Below are 19520 nucleotides of genomic sequence, written 5' to 3'. Positions count from 1 at the left end.
TCTCGTGGAAGTCGTTCGAACATATCTGGAGCTCTCGGCGCCCAACGCTTTGAGGGCTGCCGCGCCACTACCCGCGAATGCTGAGGTCGTTCGACTCGACCCCTGCTCGCTTGGCGATTATCGCCGTCTGTATCGCGCCGTCGGTGCGTCCTGGCACTGGCGTGATCGTCTCGCCTGGGACGACGACAGCTTGCGCGCGCATCTGACCTCGCCAGACATCTTCGTCTGGGAGTTGGTCGTGGGCGGAGAGAGTGCGGGATATTTCGAGCTGCGACGTAGCGGTGACGCCGAGATCGAGCTCGCCTACTTCGGGCTTGCGCTGGCCTTCATCGGCCGTGGACTCGGCGGTGCCCTCCTTACGCGCGCCGTCGAGGAAGCGTGGAAGCTCGGCGCACATCGGGTGTGGCTTCACACCTGTACGCTCGACTCGGCACACGCGTTACCCAATTATCGCGCCCGCGGCTTTCGCGAGTATCGCACGGAACGGTACCAGGTCGACCTCGAGTCCTCGCCGACGTAACGCCTAACGCCACCGCGGGCCGCGACGGCCGCGCAGCCCACCGCGGCGCCGTGGCTCTTCGTTGCGTTCGCTCTCGACATACGGTGGCCGCGGTCCCCGGCGGCGCTCATTGTCCTTACCATTCTCGTTAGGCGCCGAGTCTGTGGTTTCGCCCCGTTGCGCTGATCGCTCGCGGCGACCCGGACGCTGCTGCCGCCGGCTCCGGCCGCCGTGGCCTTCGGGCTCCCCACGTCCATGCCGCTCGCGACGCCGCCGCTCTCGGCGCTCTTCCCGCCGTGCCTCCCACGCACGGTTCATCGCCTCGAGCTCGTCTTCGGTGAAGGGCCGCTCGAGCTCTTCTTGCAGCGCCTCGAGCGTCGCGGCGCGCGCCGCTCCGCGCGCGCCGCGCGTGACGACGAACCGGAGCGGCCGATCGAATTGAGGAAGCTCCGATTCCGTCAGCGTGCGAGCGAGCTTCTCCGGCAGGCGCAACCGTGCGACGGCGACGTTGCCCCCGGGTCCCTCTTCGACGTCATATTGGATTTCGACTTCACGGTCGCGCACAACGATGCGATCCACGAGCCCTTGGTAGGCTGCACGCACGGCTGACGGGACGAGCGCCTGGAGCTCGGCGGTGAGATCGAGATTCGTATGCCGGAAGTCCGACATCGAGTTGACGTCGCGGAGCCGCGTTTCGTAGAGCGTGGCCAACTCGCGCAGGCCGAGCTTCGGTGTCGCTCCGCCGGAGCGTCGCCAGGTTTCGCGAATGACGTCGATCAATGACTGGTTTCGCTTCACCGCAACGTGCCGTGCCTCGCCGCGAGCCAACGCGTCCGCGAGAAGGGCGCGCGATTGTTCACGCAACTCGCTCGGGAATTCGTCGATCGCTTCGAGCTCGCGACCGAGATCGAAGGCGAAGTACTCGAGGCGTCGCTTGAGCGCGAGCGGCGATTTTTTTCGCTCTGGCTCGAAAACCAGCTCCGGCTCGCCAGCCCGGGCATAACGACGCACCAGGTCCATCGGAATCTGCGTCCCCTCGATCGAGGCGCGCGGGATTCCCAGCTTGTCGGCGAAGTAACGAATCTCGCCACCGATTGCGCCCCAACTGCCGCAGACGCTCGTCTTGGAGACGCGCGCCTGATCGCCGTTCGCCGTCTCCTCGTCGATCACCAGATCGAACGGCATGTACTCGGCAAGCAGCTGTTGAAATGCGCGGAGCTCTTCATCGCCCGCGTTTGGCATCGTCGCTGGAAGCGAGAGACCGGTCGCGCGATAGACGCTCGCCATCCCCAACGCCGCGTCCTCGACCGATTTCACGAGCACACCGCGACGTGTCGCCCACTCGTCGATCGCGTGCTCGTCGAACAGATGCCGCGGCAGACCATACACCTCACCGAGATACCCGGCACTCTCGTACGCCTCCGCGTAGAGATTGTACGACGTCAAGTGATCGCTTCCTGGAACGACGAGGCCGTCGAGGTCGCGTTCCTCACGTGTCATGCGGTGGAGCGACTCGATCGCGCTCATCACCGCGAGAAACGGAAGCAGCGCGTCGTCGGCGAGAACGAGCAGTTCCGCCCACGGTCGCTCGACGGGCATCGCTTCTACCTTGCGCCCGTACGCTGTGAGCCGGCCACGTTCGACAATCCCACGACGCTCGAGGAGCGCGAGCGCTTGACGATACGCGTGCTTGTCGAGGGGGACTGGCAGTTCCAGCTCATCGGCGCGGACGCCGATGGCCGCGCACGTGATCGCCACGCGTTCGGAATCGCCGCCCAACTGGAATTCCGGCGCCGTCGGACGGAGTTGGTTGAACTGAATATCGCGATCGGAAAGTATGAAGACCCGCCCTCCCTCGACGCGACCGTGCACGCGTCCCGCCATCTGCAGGATCTCGTTCGCGCCGAGGTGCTCCTGCGTCAACACGTTGCGTCCGCGATCGACTTCGTTGAAGAAGCGCACGTCGTCGATCACGACCGTGTCGAGCCCGCGTACGTTCAGCGCGCTTTGCCCCGCGGCGGTCATCGCCAGGAAGTACGGCTTCCTTTCCCCTCCCTCGAGAAAGGGACGGATGATCCGGATTGGTTCACCGCCGTGGTAATACGCGGTGTTCACGCGCGGCGCGTTCGTCTCCACGTGCTTCGCCGCCGCTTCGACGCCACGACGCGTCGGAACGAACATCGCGATCCCGCGCCGTTGCCTAACGACTTGCTGCAGAAATTTGTCGTCGAGGAACTCCAGTGGCTCCTTGTCGATCACGCGCACCACCGCGGCTTTGCTCGCGTCGAAGTCGATAACCTCCAGTACGTCGGCAGAGTGCAAATACTGACGATAGAAGGTCGGATCGACCGTCGCCGATAGCCAGACGAACCGGCAGCCGGCCCGTTTGCCTAGCGCGAGACAGAGCTCCAATTCCGCCGACGTCTGGTGAATCTCGTCCACGACCAGCGTATCGCTCGCAAGGATGTCGCCGTCCTCGAACCACCGGCGTGCGATGCCCGTCGTCACGATGATCACGTTCCACGTCGGCGTTTCGGGCGTCGCCTCGCGCTCGCGATTCACCACACCAACACGCAGATCCGTCGTGCGCAGGATCTCTTCGGCGATCGGGCGAATGGCGAGCGTCTTTCCGGTCCCCGTGCCCGCGACGATCCCGAACCCTTTGCCACCTTTCGCCAGCCCGCGAACACGCGAGCCATGGTGCCGCTCGAGGAAGGTCTCGATGCGCAGGCCCAACGCGAGCTCGATCGTTTCGCAGGCAGCCCGAGTCGGTGCAATCACGATCACGCGCCCCGATGCCGGCTCCGATTTGACGAAGGAATCGTGATCGGGCGGCAGACCGTAGCGATCTTGAATCGAGCGCGTCACGGCGGCGGAAGGTGCAAGGTTGGCGCCGAAATGAAAAGCCCGCTCATCAAATAAGCGGGCTTTTCACTCATGGTCGCCGCGACGGCGGCGGCGACGGTGGTTGTGTAAAACTCTTCACGAAAGGCAGCGGACTCTTTCTCTTGTCGCCCTTGTCGCTTTTCTTCGCGTAGTCATCACCGAAGATCACGCGTCCGTTCTGCGGCTTGTTCTTCACCGCCGTTGCGCAATCCGTGGGCGCAGGCTGCTGACCAGCCGGCACGTCGTCCAACCAGATCCGACACATGCCGGCCGGCGGCCGACTCTGTGCCGGTATAGTGGGAGGCTTTTTGCCGCGCGACTGCGCACTCGCCCAATGAGCGGGTGCAAGCGCTGCGGCACACAAGAAAGCCAGGGTCACCGTGAGTTGCTTCATCTCTCCTCCGATCGGCGCCGGACCCGGCGCCCACCGTCAGTCGAGCAGGGCCAATGCCACCGGACCGCGAACGGCCACGGCGCGTAACGTCTTGCTCCTCATACACTTGACAATCTGAGCCGTTCCAGCAGCCTGCTACGGTGTCCGTGAGCCTGGAATTAAGTGTCGCCAGCGCTGGACTGCGCATCGGCCGACTGCACCACCGATGAACTCGCAACTTGCTACTGCTGACTGCCCTTCAAGATTTTCAAAACCTCACCCGGTTGCGCATGGCGACCAACCTTCGATTTCTCGAAGATCGGCACGCCATCTCGAATCACCTCGAAGCGTCCGCCGCGCGAGGGAATCAGCTTCACCTCCTCGCTCGGTAATGCCTGACGAATGTCAGCCGCCAAACTGGCGGCGCGTGGTTCGTAGTTTCAAACCGTGCAGTATTCGATCGTGATCATCAGTGAAGTTCGATTCGAAGTCGCGGAAATCACTCGTGCTTCTGCGCACCGTCCGTCGCCACGTGCTGCGGCCGCTCGTTCACGTCGAGCGCATTCCAGTTCGCGAGCGCGTTGAGCACCATCGCGTAGCTGCCCTGAGTCTCGTATCGCCACATTGGCCTGATACCGAACAATATCACATGACCTTGGCCGAGCGGCGCGTCGACGACCGCCGCGCGACCAGCCATTTCGCTTCCGTTGTCGAGCAAGCCGGACACCAATAGCGAATCGACGTTCTGGTCGAATCGCAGAATCACGCGCGGCCGCATCGCCGCGGTCTGTTTGGCGATCGACGGATCGGGACGGTTCTGCGCAACGGACATCGATCGCTCCTCGTCTCCGCCCGCGCCTCCGCCTCCCTCACCACCACCGCGACCAGAGGCGACGGCAAGCAACGGCGCGCTATTGAAGTACACGGGAATCGAGCCGCGCTCGTAGCCGTAGAGGATCGGGCTCGACCGCGTCACGGCTTCGGCGCGGAAGATGGCGCCACGAGCCAGCAGTCTTTGCGTCGTCACGACGCTCACGCCGGACGTCAGGGCAAAGTCGATTGGCAAGCGGCTCGAGTTCCCTTCGACGAGAAGCAGGCCGCCGCGCTCGACGAATCGCCGCACGGCTGCCAGTCCCTCGAGGCCGAGTTCCGGTCGAATGTCATCGCTGGAATCGATCTTCCCGAGGTTCGGTGTGAGCGCAGTGGTTTTCCAGGGCACGGCTGGACCGACAAGGGGACGCCCATTCACCATCGCTGAGGAGGGACCATTCACGTGCGGGAGCAGAACGACATCGTACCGATCGAGAAGTCCCGGGTCCTTCAATCGCTGCGTGGACATGTAGGTGAAGGGCACGCCCATCTCCTCCAGAGCGTGACGAACCCACCCTTCATTCTGAGTCTCGATCCACGTGTGGACAAATGCGATCCTGGGTAGCTGCACGACATGCGAGCGGGCGCCTGGCGAGGCGGAGACCGCGGTCGCTTTCATTCCGAGCCGCGTGATTGCATCGCGCACGGTCGGGTCGTTGTCGACGATATACGTCCCTGCCGGATAGCTCGTGCCGGAGACTGCGAACGCGCTATCAGCGACGCTCACCTTCGACGCGCCCACCTTCCAGGGCAGCACTGCCGAGCGCCAGTCTCCCGAATGGCTCACGATGAGCGTACCGCCGCTACCGGCGATGCTGCCAGCGACGTGCGCGTCTGTCTTCAACAGCGTCATCGGCTTGGTGAGAATACTCGAATCAGCGATCGTGTACACCGTCACGTGACGCAGCTCGTCCAGGGTCCAACCGGTGTCGTCGTAAGGCGAAGGATCATCGGGGCGGAACTTCTGCACGGCGAGCACCGTGCGAATGAGCGCGGTGTACGGCTGGTCCATTCGGACGATCCAATCGCCTGCGGTCACGTTCACCAGGTGGCTCGAGCGCGTGCTATCCGATCGCGCCGAGCTCGAGTCGGCGCCGCGTCCGCCCCGTCCACCGCGTCCGCCTCCGCCCGCAGCCGCTGTCCCGGCGGGAGCTGCCACGAGCCCACGCTCGACGACGGCGGGCATATCGCGCGTCGTGAATGCCGTCGACGCAACGTGGACCTCGCTCCCCACCTTCCGGAAATAATCGACGAGGTCCGCTGCTTCCGCCGCGTGTCGCTGATCATGCGGGATGACGAACGCGTACGGCGCCGAGGTTTTCCCGCGCTCGACCATGCGCGTCGCCTTCAGCGCAAAGTCTTCGACGAATGTGTCACGATTGTCGGCAACGAACTTGAGTGCGATGAGCACTCCCGACTGCTGATAGTTGATGTTGGTGCGGATGCACCACTTGATGCCGTTCACCGGCGGATTCGGGCGATACCATTCTTTTGAAGTGGCCGAACCGGGAAGGTTCACGATCTGACAGTCCGCTCCGCCGGACGTGTATGTCTCGTAGAACTTGCCCATCGAATTTCGAAACTGCGCGATGCCGAGCATGTAGTTAGGCGCCCAGCCATCATAGAAGCCGTGCGTCCAGACGCCCGGCAGCCCGCGCTTGGTCAGCTCGTTGATCTCCTGATAGGCGAGCGTGTGCCATTCCCCGACGGTGATCGGATCGAACTCGTCGTTGTATGGGCCGGTGCCCGTGCTGGTATAGAGAAACGGCACCGACTCGTGTAGATCGTGTATGATCGTCGGCCGCCAGAACAGGAACCCAGTGTTCATGTTCTGCGTGAGTTTGATGCTCATCATCAGCCCATCGCGATTATTGTCGTGCGCGATGTACTTCCCCCAGTACACGGTGGGAATGCCGCCGCGGCCGAGCTTGAGCTGTTTTTCCTCCTCGATGATGTCGACGATCCGGTTGCGGCCGTCGACTTCCGTCGCCGGCGTAATCAGCGTGATGACATTGTTTCGAATTTTCTGAACGAAGGGCGTCTCCTCGACGGCGAGGCGGTACAGCAGCTCCATGAGCATCTCGGGGCTTCCCGTCTCTGGCGCGTGAATCGTCCCCGTGAGCCAATAGATCGGTTTCGCTTCGCGAATCAGCCGAGCGCGCTCGGCGTCCGACTCGCCGCGCGGATCGGCGAGACGCGCGGCCATCCCACGGTATTCGTCGAGCCGCTTGATAGTGTTCTCATCGGCAACCGCGGCAACGATCATCTCGCGGCCTTCCTCGCTCATCCCGAGTGAGAAGAGCCTCACGCGCGGCGATGCCGCGGCGACGGCGCGGAAGTATTTGTTGATGTCTTCCGTCCGCGACAGCCTGCCGATCGTACCCGGCACGTAGCCGAGCACTTTCAGAGGCGTTGGAACAGTCGGCGATGCCGGCAGATGGTCGACGAGCTCGGTCGTGAATTTCCACTTCGGATCGGTGGGCGTGAGCTCGCGAATTTTCGCCGTGTATTCGGCGTCATTCGCTTGTTGGGCGGAGAGCGGCGCGAAGCCTGGCGCCATCGCCGCGGCGAGCGCCACGAGCGATGCAACGCGCCATCGCCGGAGGATGACCATGCTGAGTCCTGTTTGTGGGAAGGAAGATGAGGAAGACGACACTAGAAGCAACGTGTGTAAGTAGCAAGCGGTTCTGCTGTCATACCGAGATCGGCTCCGAGCGCCAGCGAGAAGCAGATTATCGCGGCGGTATCGGCATATTCGCGAGCGATGCGAGTCGGGTGATGAGCGTGTCCTGTCGAGCGACGACACCACGTAGCGAATCGACCTGGTCCTGCAACGTCGCATAGTCTTGCCGCAGCGCACTGACCTCCGTACCGACCTGGATCATTGCCTCGGCGATGTTCGCCTCCGCCCGCGGATCGCGGCAGGAGGCGAGGAGAATGGTCGAAAGGAGCAGGCAGAGTCGTCGCATGGTGGCGGTGGTTACGCGTGTTCTGACCGCGGCGAATTGCTTCCGATCGCGTCGTCCAGATGTCGGCGCCAATCGAGCGAGATGTAGTGTGGGCGCATGCCTCCAGAAAATTGGAGTCAACGCTCTGCACCGAACGCGGCCGACCTTCATCCTACGCGGCGCATGGCGTTCACGCTGGCCGAGCTCCTCGTCGTCCTCGCAGTCCTGGGTGTGCTCCTTGGCCTCGCGGTGTTGCGAATCTCCGCCGCCGCCGACCGTGCAGCCGTGCACGCCGCGACAGCCGACGCGGCGGCGCTCTTTCTCTCGGCGCGTCAAGCCGCGATCTATCGCAGGGCACCGATCGCGGTCCTCATCGACACGTCGCGGGCGACGATCGAGGCGCTCGCGGACAGCGAGCTGCTCGTTCGCCGCGAGCTTGGTCAGGGATATCGCGTCCGCCTCACGGCAACTCGAGACTCGATGGCATTCGATGCACGCGGATTGGGGGTTGGCGCGGCGAACCTGAGCCTCGTCGCACTCCGTGGCCGCTTCGCCGAGACCCTCTTCGTATCGAGGCTTGGGCGGCTCCGCTACTGAGTGGGCACCCGCGCGCGGTAACGGCTACCCTCAAACGGGAACGCGCCACAATTTGCGGATTAGTCGAGTGCGAAACGTGACGTCCGTCACCGGATCGCGCGCAACCAGGGCGATCGACTCCGTATGAGCTGCTCACGAGGGCCAGCGAGCGAGCTCGCGGCGGGATGTTGTTCATTAGAGCAAACGCGTGATGTGACTTACGCGCGGAGGGGGTGGGTTATAGCAAAGGACATGAGCGACGATGCCGCCGACGTGCAGCGCGTGCTGTCTGGCGACGTTGATGCATACGCGAAGCTCGTCGATCGGTACTATGATCGATGCGCGCGCTTTGCGATCCGCATGCTGGGCAACCGCGACGACGCGGAGGATGCTTTACAGTCGACTTTCCTTCGCGCGTATCGAGCGCTGGGTCGGTATCAGGAACGAGACCGGTTCAGCGCGTGGTTATACCGGATCCTCGTTAATCAGTGCCGCAGTATCGCAGCTCGCCGGGCGCACCGCGAGCGCGTGTTCGTACGTGAGGAAGCATTGTTGCTGAACGCGCCAGACAAGAGGCCGGCGTGGTCTGGTGAAGACGAGGAGTTTGTTCAGCGTGTTTTAAACGAACTGGATCCGCTGTTGCGTGAAGCGTTCTTGTTGAAGTACGTCGAGGAGTTGAGCTACGAAGAGATGGCGGCGCTCACCGGCGCCGGTGTATCGGCCCTCAAAATGCGGGTCAAGCGCGCGTGCGATAGGCTGCGCGAGCGATGGGAGCGAATCCGAGATGACTGATCAAGTCGACCCTTATGTGGATTGGATAGCGCGCGAAGCACGACGCGCGGTCGTCGTCGATCCGACGGCGGTCGAGCGCGTGATGGCGCGCGTCCGTCTCGAAACTCGGCCAACCGTTCGCTTCGCGCGCTGGCGTTGGCTGATCGAGCCGCGCTCGCTTCCGCTCTCACCAATCGTCGGTGCCGCGCTCGCCGCAGGACTCATCGGCGTCGGCGCTTTCGTTGGACATTTCGCTATCGATCGGGGCGGTCTGATTGAGACCGGACGGCCTGGAGTCGTTGTCGATCGTCGGCCCCCGCTCGCACTTCATGATACAGTCATCAAGTTCGTGCTCGTCGCGCCCCATGCATCCACCGTCTCCGTGGTCGGGGACTTCAACAATTGGGACGCGCAGGCAACTCCGATGACTCGTACACCGACCGGTGGGACGTGGAGCGTTGCTATTCCACTCCAGCCGGGGCGGCACATCTACGCCTTTGTGGTCAACGGCGCGAATGGTACCACCCAGTGGGTCGCCGATCCGACGGCACCACTGGCTCCCGAGGACGGTCTCGGTGCGCCAAATTCGGTCGTCCTCGTCGGAGGATCCGCATCGTGACGCTGGTGCGCTCGAAAGCTTCTCGCGTAGTCGTCTGCGCTGCCACGATGGTGCTGGGAGCGTTACAACCGCTTGCGCTCCTCGCTCAGGACCCCGACCCGCTCTCGCGCCTCGATCCGCAGACGCGCTTCACCGTCGAGGTCATCATCGACTCCGCCCGTGTGTCCGGTGTTCCCTATCGGCCCTTGATGCTCAAGGCGCTCGAGGGACAAGCGAAGCACGTGGACAATCGCCACATCATCGCGGCGGTTCGTGCGCAATTCCGCACGGAGTTGGACGTGCGAGTCGCGCTCGGATCGACGTTGAACGAGTCGGAGTGGACTGCGGCAGCGTCGGCGTTGCAGGCCGGCGTTCCCCTCGAGGGACTCGCGAAATTCCGTGGTGATCGAAACGGTCGGCCGTTGCTCCGCGCCCTCGTCACACTCACCGATCTCATTCAGCGCGGTGTCGCGATTCCGGAGGCGTCCTCGGCCATACTGCAACTTTGGTCTCGCGGCGCAGGAGAATCTGACATCTACGGGTTGTGGAAAAGCGTCGACGAAGACATACATTCTGGGCAGAATCCGGGGACCGCGCTAGCGCAACGCATGCGCGAGATTCCCAGCCATGTGGCGCCCGGAAACAAACTACCGCCAGCGTCACAGGAGCCGGATAACCCGAGCTCGTAGGTTCATGACCGAGCCGAAGGCCGCGATCGCCGCACTCACGTTTGTGCTGCTCGCTCCACAAGGAGCGTTGGCACAGATCGCGTCGAAGGTCGAAGCCGGCTCGATCATGACGCAACAGGATGGCGAGGTGCCGTCGAGTGTGTTCAGCGTCGCTCCCGGCATTCGCGTCGATCTCCCTTACCTCGCGCTCGCGGCGCACGGATCTGCGTGGCTCACCGGCCAGCAGTGGCAAATTGCCGACGGCACGATCTCCGGCACCTTGCTCTCGCCCGTCTATAACAACCACTTCCGTGCAGAAGTGATTGGCAATGCCAGCCGAGCATTCTTCGATCAATCACTCGAGAATGACCAGGTGGATGCGCAGGCTCGGCTGCACATGCTGTTCTCCCAGAATAGCGGCATCTGGTTCGGGGGCGGTGTTGCGCGTCCTTGGCGTATCGCGGTTGTCTCCGCCGTGGACGTCACTGGCGCAGGCGCATGGACGAAGCTCGGCGATGCGATGCTGAGCGGGACCTTCACGAATTTCTTCTTTACGAAAGTCGCCGCGACGCGTGACTCGTCAGGCGCGACCGAGACGTGCGGAACGCACAGCGATCCGCTTGCCATCACGAGCGCCAGTGGATCGTCGCTGAGCGCCTCTTCCGCGACGAATTCGGTCAACGATTGTCGTCGGCAATCGCGCTTCAGCGACGTCGAAGGGTCGGTGAACTGGGCGTTCGGCTGGCTCGAGCTCACCGGCCAGGCCGGCTATCGATTCGGCGACTCGTACGACGTAACACCGGATTCGCGTCGTTGGGCAGCGGGAACGGCAGTCGTGTGGCTCACGAACCGAATCGCGGCGGTCATGGGAGGCGGGCGCGTTCCAGCAAATCCGTCGCGCGGCCTACCCGCCCGCAACTACGCCAACTTCGGGATGATGCTTTCGACCAGCTCGATTCCACGGAACACCGTTCCGGTTGCGCCGAGGACGCTGGCCGCCGTTCGCGAGTTCGAGGTTCGTTCGCTCGCGACAGGCACGCAGAAGCTTACGGTTCGCGTGGGCGGCGTGGAGACCGTCGAAGTGATGGGAGACTTTAGTGACTGGACGCCGCTCGTGCTGATGCGCCGCGGCCGCGATATCTGGGATATCACGCTTCCGGTATCTGCCGGCGTGCACGAGATCAACGTGCGTCTCGACGGTGGTGCGTGGCTCGCGCCGCCGGGATTGCCGACGCGTCGCGACAGCTTCAACGGCGACGTTGGCCTGCTTGTAGTACCCTGAGCGAGTCGGCGGTCGGCGCCCTGGAGCGAGACAGCTCCTGTCGGCGTGGCTCATTCAGTGGCTTGAGGCTCCAGCTCTTCTCGTCGAAGAGGTAAGGTGCGCGATCTGGAGCCAGCGCCATCAATCGCGCGTTGTCTTCACCCCGGTCGTACACCGTCCACACCGGCGCCTGGTCGAGGTCCGGAACGTTCCGCACCAGACTCAACCCGTCCGGATGCTTGTCGGTGTAGCGAACGAACACGATCGCCTGCTTCTCGGGAATCTGCCTGACGAGTTGCGCGAATGCGTCGTAGAAGGAGTGGTCCTGCCCCAGCGTCACCTTGACCTGTCGCGTGACCGCGCCGGTCGCAACGAGACCCACGGCGGCGATGACGAGGGCCGCGGTCGCCAACCGCCGACCGTCGGTGGCCGCCGGCGAAGCCAGCGCCATTCGCATCGCGGCGACTGTCCGCGTTAGGCTCCTTGGAAGCGCGACGCTTCCGACGGGCTTCGCTCGGTACACGGAAGCGAGTACTCGCGTCATGCCCAACGCGGTAATGAAGGCAAGAACCGGGGTGCACTCCACGTAGTACATCGTCCACCACGCGGGGTGCGCGTAGGAGAGATAGAGAACGAATTGCGCGATGAAGGCGACGAGCGCGATCCATCCCTCGACGCTCAGCGCGAGCAGACCAAGGAGCGCGAAGAGACGCAATCCGCCGCGCCATTCGTAGAAGGCGTCGCGATCGAGCATCGTGATTCGCGCCCACGCGATTTTCGGCAGGTTCGCAATCGTGTGGCGCAGATGCTCTTGATAGAACGCGTACTGGATGCGGAGGAGATCGCGCGGCAATCGTGCACTCGGCCGATCGTCAGCGCCCGAGGCGAAGCCGGGTTTGTCGAATGGCACGTAGGTTTTTGTGTAGTACGTCAGTGGCATGACTCGTGGGTCGCCAGTCGTGCGCCAGCTCCAGAGCGGGATGATCGCGAGAATGAATGCGGCGGCGCTCACCGCCGGCACGAGGTCCGGCCACGCGCGAGTCCTTCGGCAGCGCCATGAGACGACACTCATCGCGACCATGCCGAGTGCGAGGCCGGTCACCGGGCGTGTTATCATGCACCACGCGACGGCGGCAGCGGCAACGACGAGCCATCTACGCCCGTCGCCATCGCGCCATCGAAGAATCCCCCACCACGTCATAAGCCACGTTAGTCCGGTCACGCTCTCCGACATGTAGTTGGCGTGGTAATAGATGTCGGGAAACGACGATTGCCACACCACCCACGTGAAGAGAGCAACCACGCCTCCAGAGATGCGACGCGCCAGCACATACATCAGGGCGCCGGCAGACGCATTCAGAAGAACAACCGGCAGACCGGGAACGCCCAAGAGCACACCAAGCGTGAGCACGAGCGAGTTGCCGGGCGGATACTTCGAGGCGAGCGCGCCGTCGACGAGCACATGCAGCTGCTCGAAGAACTCCGGAATCGGCGGCGCCGCGCCCGTCCACCGAAGATGCGCGAACAGCTGCGCCTGCAAGAGATACGCGGACTCGTCGTGAATCACTGGCGTTCGCGAAAGCGAGCCCCACAGCCACCACGACACGACGCCAGAAGCAAGGCCGGCGACGAGCGGCGCCCAGCGGCTGTTTAGTGCTCGCTCAATGCCGGTCGCGTTGACCGACGGAAGAAGCCGCACGGCGAGCACGGCGAGTGCGAACGCAGCGAGCGCGATCCAGGGCGAGAGTCCGAGCATGGCTCTCTGAGGACGAGCCAGGCCCGGAACTGGTCAATGCCGGCGCGGTGACGCGCAGGCACTGATTCTTCACGGCACGATCAGTCGGCGGCGACGGTACCGAAATCGAAGCCGGGAACAGAAATCCGCGGAATCTCCTGTCCGATCACACGCTCGATGGTACGCACCATCGCGATTTCGTCGGGCGACATGAAGGTGAACGCGTCGCCCTCGCTCGCCGCGCGACCAGTGCGCCCGATGCGATGGACATAGTCCTCGGCTTGCTGCGGCACATCGTAGTTGATGACATGCGTGATCCCCGAGATGTCGAGGCCGCGCTGCGCGATATCGGTCGCGACGAGCACGCGCACACGTCCGGACTTGAAATCCTCGAGCGCGCGCGTCCGCTGCGATTGCGTCTTGTCGGCGTGCATCGCCATCGCCTGAATCCCATCCCGCTCGAGATGCCTAACGACCCGGTCCGCTCCGTGCTTCGTGCGCGTGAAGACGAGCACCGATTCCATCGCCTCGCGCTTCAGCAGGTCCGCGAGTAACGCGCTTTTGCGCTCGCGCGGCACCGGATAGACGTAGTGCTTCACCGTATTTGCTGCTGCGGAGCGGCGTCCGACCTGGACTACGACCGGCTTTCGCAGGTACTTCCGCGCGAGCGCCTCCACTTCGGGCGGCATCGTTGCGCTGAACAAGAGCGTTTGCCGATACGGCGGAACGTTGCTCACGACGCGGCTGATCTGCGGCGCGAATCCCATGTCGAGCATGCGATCCGCCTCGTCGAGCACCAGGACCTCGAGATCGTCGAACGAAACGTTCTGCCGTTCCAGATGATCGATCAGTCGGCCGGGCGTCGCGACGACGACGTCGACGCCAGCGCGCAGTTGCTTTTCCTGCGGGTCCAGCGGCACGCCGCCGTATACCGATGCCACTGCGACCGGCGCATAACGAGCGTATTTCCTGAAGCTCGCCTCGACCTGAACGCACAGTTCGCGGGTCGGCGTCAAGATGAGGACACGCGTCCGCCTCGGTCCGCCCGCAAGCCGCTCGATGATCGGGAGAGTGAATGCGGCGGTCTTGCCGGTGCCCGTCTGAGCCAGGCCCATGACGTCGCGGCCCTTCAGTATGAGCGGAATTGCCTGACTTTGAATGGGCGTCGGCTCGATGTAGCCCGCATCGCGAACCGCCCCGAGGACTTCGCCGCCGAGTCCGAGGGCCCCAAACGCCGCTGCGGACTCGATCGTTTCTGCTTCGATTGTCGCTGTTGCCATTGACTCCAACTCGCATCGCGTCGGGGCCGCACACCCAGGATCACGCTGTGTCCCGGGACCGACGCTTTCTCACCCACGGGGCGCAGCGGCGCCCCGGAAACATGGACAGATCAATCTAACCCGTTGTGCTACTTAGCGCTACAAAAATCTTTCACCGCCAAAAAAGCGCACGAGTACCTCATTGAACTCCTCCGCGCATTCTTCGATCCCGAGGTGACCCGCACCCGCGATTGACACCACCTTCGCGTTGGGAATCACTGCCGCGCCTCGCTCCGCACCATGTATGAGACGATCGGCCGAGCCGGTGATCACCAACGTTGGTTGAGTAACCTTTGAAAGATCCCGCGGGAGGAGGGGCGCCCATGTGTAGCGATCGAGCAGCGCTCGAACCGCGCGGTAGTACTCGCCGAACTGCGACGGCGCCCAATACTCGTCGACCGTTCTCTCGGTCAGCCGGCTGGGATCACCGTAGGCACCCCGGAGCAGGATGCCGGTAAGCCACCGTGGCGGCAAATAACGCGCGAAGCGATCCGTGAAACTCGGCGCGAGAACACGTGCCATCGAGCGAAGGGGCACGCTGGCGATACCGACCGGCGCCGCCAGCGCGAGTCGCCTAACGCGAGAGGGATGCGCGAGCGCGAAGCGAAGGGCAAGGCTGCCGCCGAGAGAATGACCGAGGACGTCCGTCCGCGCGACGCCGAGAGTCTCCATCAGCTCGCGCACATCGCCGAGTAGCTCGTCGGTCGCGTATTCGTTGCGGCCAACCGGCTTGTCGGACAGGCCGTGGCCGCGAAGATCGAAGGCCAACGCTCGCCGACCGGCGCGCGCCAGCGCCTCGAGCGTGAATCGAAACGTGTAGACGCAGGCACCCCAGCCGTGAATCAGGAGCACGGGCTCCGCCGTCGATGCGCCCGACTCGAGAACGCGGAGGCGCAAGCCGCTCGGAAGCGCGATCATTCTCTGCTCAATCGCGCTCACGCCGGCAGGATACATGGCCGACGGACCTAGTCGTCCTCGCACGCGCAACGCCAACCCGACCGTCGTTAGGCGATCTCGATCGTTCGACCGGTCACGCGCGCGATGAGACCGAGCCGGAACGTGATATCCGTCCAGCGCTCGTCGCCGGACTGACTCTCCTCCAGCGGATAGACGGGCCACACCACCGGATTCGCCGACCGCGCAATGCTCGTTCCCTTGTGCGGGTGCCAGATCCCTTCCTGATCGCGGTCATCGAGAAAACGGTCAAACAGTTTCGACCAGTTCTCGTTGCGACGGAGGAAGCCGAGACGCGCAACAAGCTCGAGCCACATCATCGCGAAGGGAACGTCAGCGTCGGCGATGTTGCGATTCGGGAGCAAATCACCAAGCACGAGATGAGGCTGTTCCATGACCTTCTTGCCACAGAGCTGGAAAGGCTCCTGACGCGGCAAGACCTGTCCGAGGTGCTGGTACAGGCGATCCATCGCGTCATGATGCTCCGTGCGGAACAGCGGCATGTACGCGAGCATGAGCAACGCGAAGATCGATGGCGGCGCGGCCTCCGGCGCCAAGACGTGCTGATTCGCGACGCGTACGAATGGCTTTTGCGCCAGCGGCGAACGCAGATAGCCCGCGATCCGCTCGATGATTCGCTTCGCCGCGCCGCGCAATCGCGGGTCACCCTCGTAACCAGCCTGCGCCAGTGCCGCGGCTGCGGCTTCGCGCAAGATCGCGCGGCCGCGTCGCGCGAGGTCCTCGTCCACGGTGCCTGCCCCTCCCTTCACGCCAAACTCGAACAACCACTCCGGATCCTCGTCCTCGGCGAGCAATCGAAAGAGAACGCGGCGCGCCAACAACAATGGCGGAGTATCCTTGTCCCAGCCGTACTCGAGCAGGCGGCGCACCGCGCTGATCGTCCCGACCTCCTCGAATTGCTCCGCGCGCAGCGCTGGAACGGTCAACATGCTGTGGTTCCATGTGCCGTCGGACGCCTGCAGCATCGCCAACATCAGCGCGGGCCGGTGCGTAAAGGGAAGGAACGAAAGTCGGTCGGCAGACTGCGATGGTAGGCGAGCTACTTCCGTCATCGCCCGATAGCGAACGGGCGCGGACGCATGTTCCAGTAGCCAACTCAGCGGAAAGCGGACCGGCGTAAGAACGGCCGGTGCCGGGAGCGGCGAAATCGAAGGTGTGGCGGTAGTGCTCGGCGGCGGCAAAGTCACTGGGGCGCTCGCGACATGCTCGAGTGTCCGGTACTACGGCGTCGCAGAACGAGGAAACCGCCCTGCTGAGGGCGGCTAAGCATAGCAGTTTTCGAACCATGCGCTAGGGGCCACATGCACAGAAATGGTCCATCCGGTTTACCTACGCGGTGGCATTGGCGCACCCATCAGGCCGGCGGCCGCCGGTCGAACGCGTGGCGTTTTAACTACCCCACTTTAGGAGACCCCATGAAGACAGTCCGGTTGGCGATTATGGCCGTTGCGATGTTCCTCGGCGTGACGACCGTCGCGCAAGCGCAGGATGGCCAGCAGCAGGGCGGGCGCCGAAACATGGCTGCCGCGCTGTACAAGGACATCACGCTCACGCCTGCCCAGCAGGCGAAGTCCGATTCGATCCAGGCGAAGTATCGTGAGCAGATGCAGGCGCTCCGTTCCGGCGGTGGCGATCAGCAGGAGATGCGCGCCAAGAGCCGCGAGCTTAATGAGAAGCAGCGCGACGAGCTCAAGGCGATCCTGACGGACGACCAAAAAAAGGTCTTCGACAAGAACTACGAGGATATGCGTCAGGCGATGCAGAATCGCCGGCCCCAGGGCCAGTAAGGCTTATTTGGGTCGCGCGCGCTTGCGCGCGCTCCCTTTAGCACGGCGAAATGGTGACGACGGGCTGCCGGTGTCGGCAGCCCGTCGCTTTTTTATTGCATGCGCGGTGAGTTCGTCGACCTGAACGGCGTTCGCATTTACTACTACGCGGCTGGCACGCGGGGAGCGGGCGAGCCCGTTGTCTTTCTCCACGGATTCCCGACGTCGGGTCATCTCTGGAGCGACGTCGTTCCGCTCGTTCCAACAGGCCACCGCGTCGTCGTCGTCGACTTGCTCGGATACGGGCGCAGCGATCGTCCCCTCGGCCGGCCCGTAGGCATTCGGGCGCACGCGGACCGAGTAATCGAGTTGCTGGATCTGCTCGGGATCAACTACGCCTGCGTTGTGGGACATGACATTGGTGGCGGAATCGCGCAGTGGCTCGCGGTGCGTTATCCGCAGCGGGTGTCCCGGCTATGCCTGGTTGATTCGGTCGCGTTCAAGGAATGGCCCACGCGCGACGTGAAGCTTGCGCGCGCCATGCTGCCATTGACTCGACATCTTCCTGCCACTTGGCTGCTTTCAGTCCTGCGCAGCGATCTGCTGCGCGGCTATCAGGATCACGATCGGGGAGTCAGATCGATAGAGCTCTACGTGCGTCCGTTCGCCAGCGCCGACGGCCGAAATGCCTTTATGGAGCACCTTATCGCGCTCGATGCCACGGACACCGTCGCCGTCGCGCCGCGGCTGAAGGAGATCATTGCTCCAACTTCCATCGTCTGGGGCCGGCACGATCCCTTTCTCCCTCCCGACATCGGGCACCGTTTGCAGGACGCGATTCCAGGAGCAACTCTCGAGGTCATTCCGACGGCGAGTCACTTCTCGCCCGAGGATGCGCCGGCAAAAGTCGGAGACGCGATCGCGGAGCTATTGATTAGAAAAAGCTGAACCGCGCAACTGGTGGAGGCACCGCAGTCGCGCTGTTGCTCAGTTCCGCCGGCGGTCGGGTGCGCTCACCGCAGTTGCGCTGTCCGCCTGAAGCTTCAATGCATCCACGGCGTATTTGCTCCCTGGATTCCAGAGCATCCAGCTGTCGATGCCGTTGTCGTGGCCGGCGCGGATTTGAGCCAGTATTTCTGCTACGCCATAGCGCGGTGCGCCTAACGTGAAGGCCTGATACCAGGGCACGATGCGCGCGGCGTTAGGGATGCCGGCGCTGCGATTCTTCGCATCTCGGAGCGCATGCCCGAGCGTCGCGTACGGGTGAGCATTCGGGTTGCCGAGCCCGAAGGTGCCGGGCGCGAAGTGGGAGGGGTAGTCCATCGGAAGCACGACGTCGACCTGATCGACGAACATCTCCCATTTCTGGCCAATTCCCATGTCGGTCGTGTCGGTCGCGCTCAAACCAAACACGTCGATCGTCATCGGAACCTTGAGCGGCTTGATGAGCGTGTGCAAATAACTGAGCTGATCGTGAATGACCCGCGCGCGGACACGGCCATTCATGAGCGGGAAATACGCCTCACGAATCAATCGGTCCTCGTCCGGAAAGCGGACGTAGTCGAATTGCACTTCACTGAATCCAAGATTCACCGCTTCGGCCGCGAGATCGCCGGCGTACTTCCACACCCCGGGATGAGTCGGGTCGAGCCATGGACGATTGTTCTTGTCGAGCCAGGGCAGACTGTCGCGCTTTCGTTTAATGGACCATTCGGGCTTCGCCGCCGCGAGCAATGGATCCTTGGCGACGACAATACGCGCTATTGGATAGATGTCGTGCGCGCGCAGCGTATCGAGAACGGCGCGCAATCGGCGATACGACATTGGCCGTGTCGTGTCCGCGCCGATCTCCTTCGCGAGCGGAACTTGTGAGTGATAGAGCGCGAGGCCGCGATCGTCTTTGACATCGATGACGAGCGCATTGACCTCAGTGCGCTTGGCAACGTCGATCAATTGCCACATGCGATCGCCGATCGCGGCCCAGCGATTCACGTACAGCCCCCGGACCGGATTCGGCGTTGCAACGAGCGGTGCTGGCGGACGACGAATCGAGTCGGGGATGACGACGCTGTCCCGGTGCGCGACGACGCTGTCCTTCGGTGATGCACCCGCGCCTTCGGGCGAGGGAGCGCCTTCGGGATGCGCGCGCACGTCCGACCCCGTGCAAGCGCCGGCAACGGCGAGCCCGATGAGTGAAGTTCGAATTACGCGAAGGCGCACAGAGTTCTGGGAAAGGTGCGAGGACGTCTCGTTCTACACAATTCGCGCCCCTGCG

At 63.5% G+C, this 19520-nt stretch carries 17 protein-coding genes and 1 pseudogene; 8 read left to right on the top strand and 10 right to left on the bottom strand.

Translation table 11 applies throughout. The features are described from left to right. Nucleotides 1–4 precede the first annotated feature (4 nt). Complete coding sequence (locus VGH98_01705) at nt 5–520, top strand: GNAT family N-acetyltransferase (GenBank protein HEY2374665.1); 516 nt, start codon at nt 5–7, stop codon at nt 518–520. Nucleotides 521–523: 3 nt separating this feature from the next. On the opposite strand, the gene VGH98_01700 is transcribed toward VGH98_01705, so the two are convergent. From VGH98_01700 to VGH98_01680, 5 genes and pseudogenes are all read right to left on the bottom strand, one after another. Then, a complete protein-coding gene (locus VGH98_01700; GenBank protein HEY2374664.1) occupies nt 524–3367 on the bottom strand; it encodes a DEAD/DEAH box helicase in 2844 nt (947 codons plus the stop codon). A gap of 67 nt (nt 3368–3434) precedes the next feature. Continuing rightward, complete coding sequence (locus VGH98_01695; protein HEY2374663.1) at nt 3435–3779, bottom strand: hypothetical protein; 345 nt, start codon at nt 3777–3779, stop codon at nt 3435–3437. A 221-nt stretch (nt 3780–4000) separates the two neighbouring features. Next, nucleotides 4001–4186, bottom strand: a pseudogene (locus tag VGH98_01690) (Rdx family protein). 71 nt (nt 4187–4257) lie between these two features. Beyond that, nucleotides 4258–7242, bottom strand: a complete 2985-nt coding sequence (locus VGH98_01685) for a M14 family zinc carboxypeptidase (GenBank protein HEY2374662.1) — start codon at nt 7240–7242, stop codon at nt 4258–4260. A 118-nt stretch (nt 7243–7360) separates the two neighbouring features. After that, nucleotides 7361–7597, bottom strand: a complete 237-nt coding sequence (locus VGH98_01680; GenBank protein ID HEY2374661.1) for a hypothetical protein — start codon at nt 7595–7597, stop codon at nt 7361–7363. Nucleotides 7598–7759: 162 nt separating this feature from the next. Here VGH98_01680 and VGH98_01675 point away from each other — a divergent pair, with 162 nt between their 5' ends. From VGH98_01675 to VGH98_01655, 5 genes are all read left to right on the top strand, one after another. After that, nucleotides 7760–8173, top strand: a complete 414-nt coding sequence (locus VGH98_01675) for a prepilin-type N-terminal cleavage/methylation domain-containing protein (protein ID HEY2374660.1) — start codon at nt 7760–7762, stop codon at nt 8171–8173. Between the two features lie 231 nt (nt 8174–8404). Next, complete coding sequence (locus VGH98_01670; GenBank protein ID HEY2374659.1) at nt 8405–8944, top strand: RNA polymerase sigma factor; 540 nt, start codon at nt 8405–8407, stop codon at nt 8942–8944. Further along, nucleotides 8937–9542 carry an isoamylase early set domain-containing protein gene (locus tag VGH98_01665; GenBank protein ID HEY2374658.1) on the top strand — a complete coding sequence of 202 codons (606 nt, stop codon included), beginning with the start codon at nt 8937–8939 and terminating at the stop codon, nt 9540–9542. The genes VGH98_01670 and VGH98_01665 overlap by 8 nt, the downstream gene beginning before the upstream one ends. Further along, on the top strand, nt 9539–10210 hold the full coding sequence (locus VGH98_01660; protein ID HEY2374657.1) for a hypothetical protein: 672 nt from the start codon (nt 9539–9541) through the stop codon (nt 10208–10210). Before VGH98_01665 ends, VGH98_01660 begins: the two co-directional genes overlap by 4 nt. A 4-nt stretch (nt 10211–10214) precedes the next feature. Next, nucleotides 10215–11471 carry a glycogen-binding domain-containing protein gene (locus tag VGH98_01655; GenBank protein HEY2374656.1) on the top strand — a complete coding sequence of 419 codons (1257 nt, stop codon included), beginning with the start codon at nt 10215–10217 and terminating at the stop codon, nt 11469–11471. Here VGH98_01655 and VGH98_01650 read toward each other — a convergent pair. The 4 genes from VGH98_01650 to VGH98_01635 form a co-directional block, all read right to left on the bottom strand. Next, a complete protein-coding gene (locus VGH98_01650) occupies nt 11437–13206 on the bottom strand; it encodes a glycosyltransferase family 39 protein (GenBank protein ID HEY2374655.1) in 1770 nt (589 codons plus the stop codon). The genes VGH98_01655 and VGH98_01650 overlap by 35 nt on opposite strands. 80 nt (nt 13207–13286) lie before the next feature. After that, nucleotides 13287–14465: a DEAD/DEAH box helicase gene (locus VGH98_01645; protein HEY2374654.1), complete on the bottom strand. Its 1179-nt coding sequence runs from the start codon at nt 14463–14465 to the stop codon at nt 13287–13289. A 138-nt stretch (nt 14466–14603) separates the two neighbouring features. After that, the gene (locus VGH98_01640) at nt 14604–15422 is read right to left on the bottom strand and encodes an alpha/beta fold hydrolase (protein HEY2374653.1); all 819 of its coding nucleotides are present in this window, start codon (nt 15420–15422) and stop codon (nt 14604–14606) included. 86 nt (nt 15423–15508) lie between these two features. Beyond that, a complete protein-coding gene (locus VGH98_01635; protein ID HEY2374652.1) occupies nt 15509–16531 on the bottom strand; it encodes a hypothetical protein in 1023 nt (340 codons plus the stop codon). 363 nt (nt 16532–16894) lie between these two features. On the opposite strand from VGH98_01635, the gene VGH98_01630 reads away from it, so the two are divergent. Together VGH98_01630 and VGH98_01625 are read left to right on the top strand one after the other, a co-directional pair. After that, nucleotides 16895–17266 (top strand): hypothetical protein, encoded by a 372-nt coding sequence (locus tag VGH98_01630; GenBank protein ID HEY2374651.1) that lies wholly within the window; start codon nt 16895–16897, stop codon nt 17264–17266. A gap of 99 nt (nt 17267–17365) precedes the next feature. Then, a complete protein-coding gene (locus VGH98_01625; protein HEY2374650.1) occupies nt 17366–18193 on the top strand; it encodes an alpha/beta fold hydrolase in 828 nt (275 codons plus the stop codon). Between the two features lie 39 nt (nt 18194–18232). Here VGH98_01625 and VGH98_01620 read toward each other — a convergent pair whose 3' ends face one another. Continuing rightward, the gene (locus VGH98_01620) at nt 18233–19465 is read right to left on the bottom strand and encodes a putative glycoside hydrolase (protein HEY2374649.1); all 1233 of its coding nucleotides are present in this window, start codon (nt 19463–19465) and stop codon (nt 18233–18235) included. Nucleotides 19466–19520: the final 55 nt, after the last annotated feature.

This window comes from Gemmatimonadaceae bacterium, assembly GCA_036496605.1.
In the GTDB taxonomy this organism is placed as follows: Bacteria; Gemmatimonadota; Gemmatimonadetes; order Gemmatimonadales; family Gemmatimonadaceae; genus AG2.
This window is presented reverse-complemented; position numbering and strand designations above follow the sequence as displayed.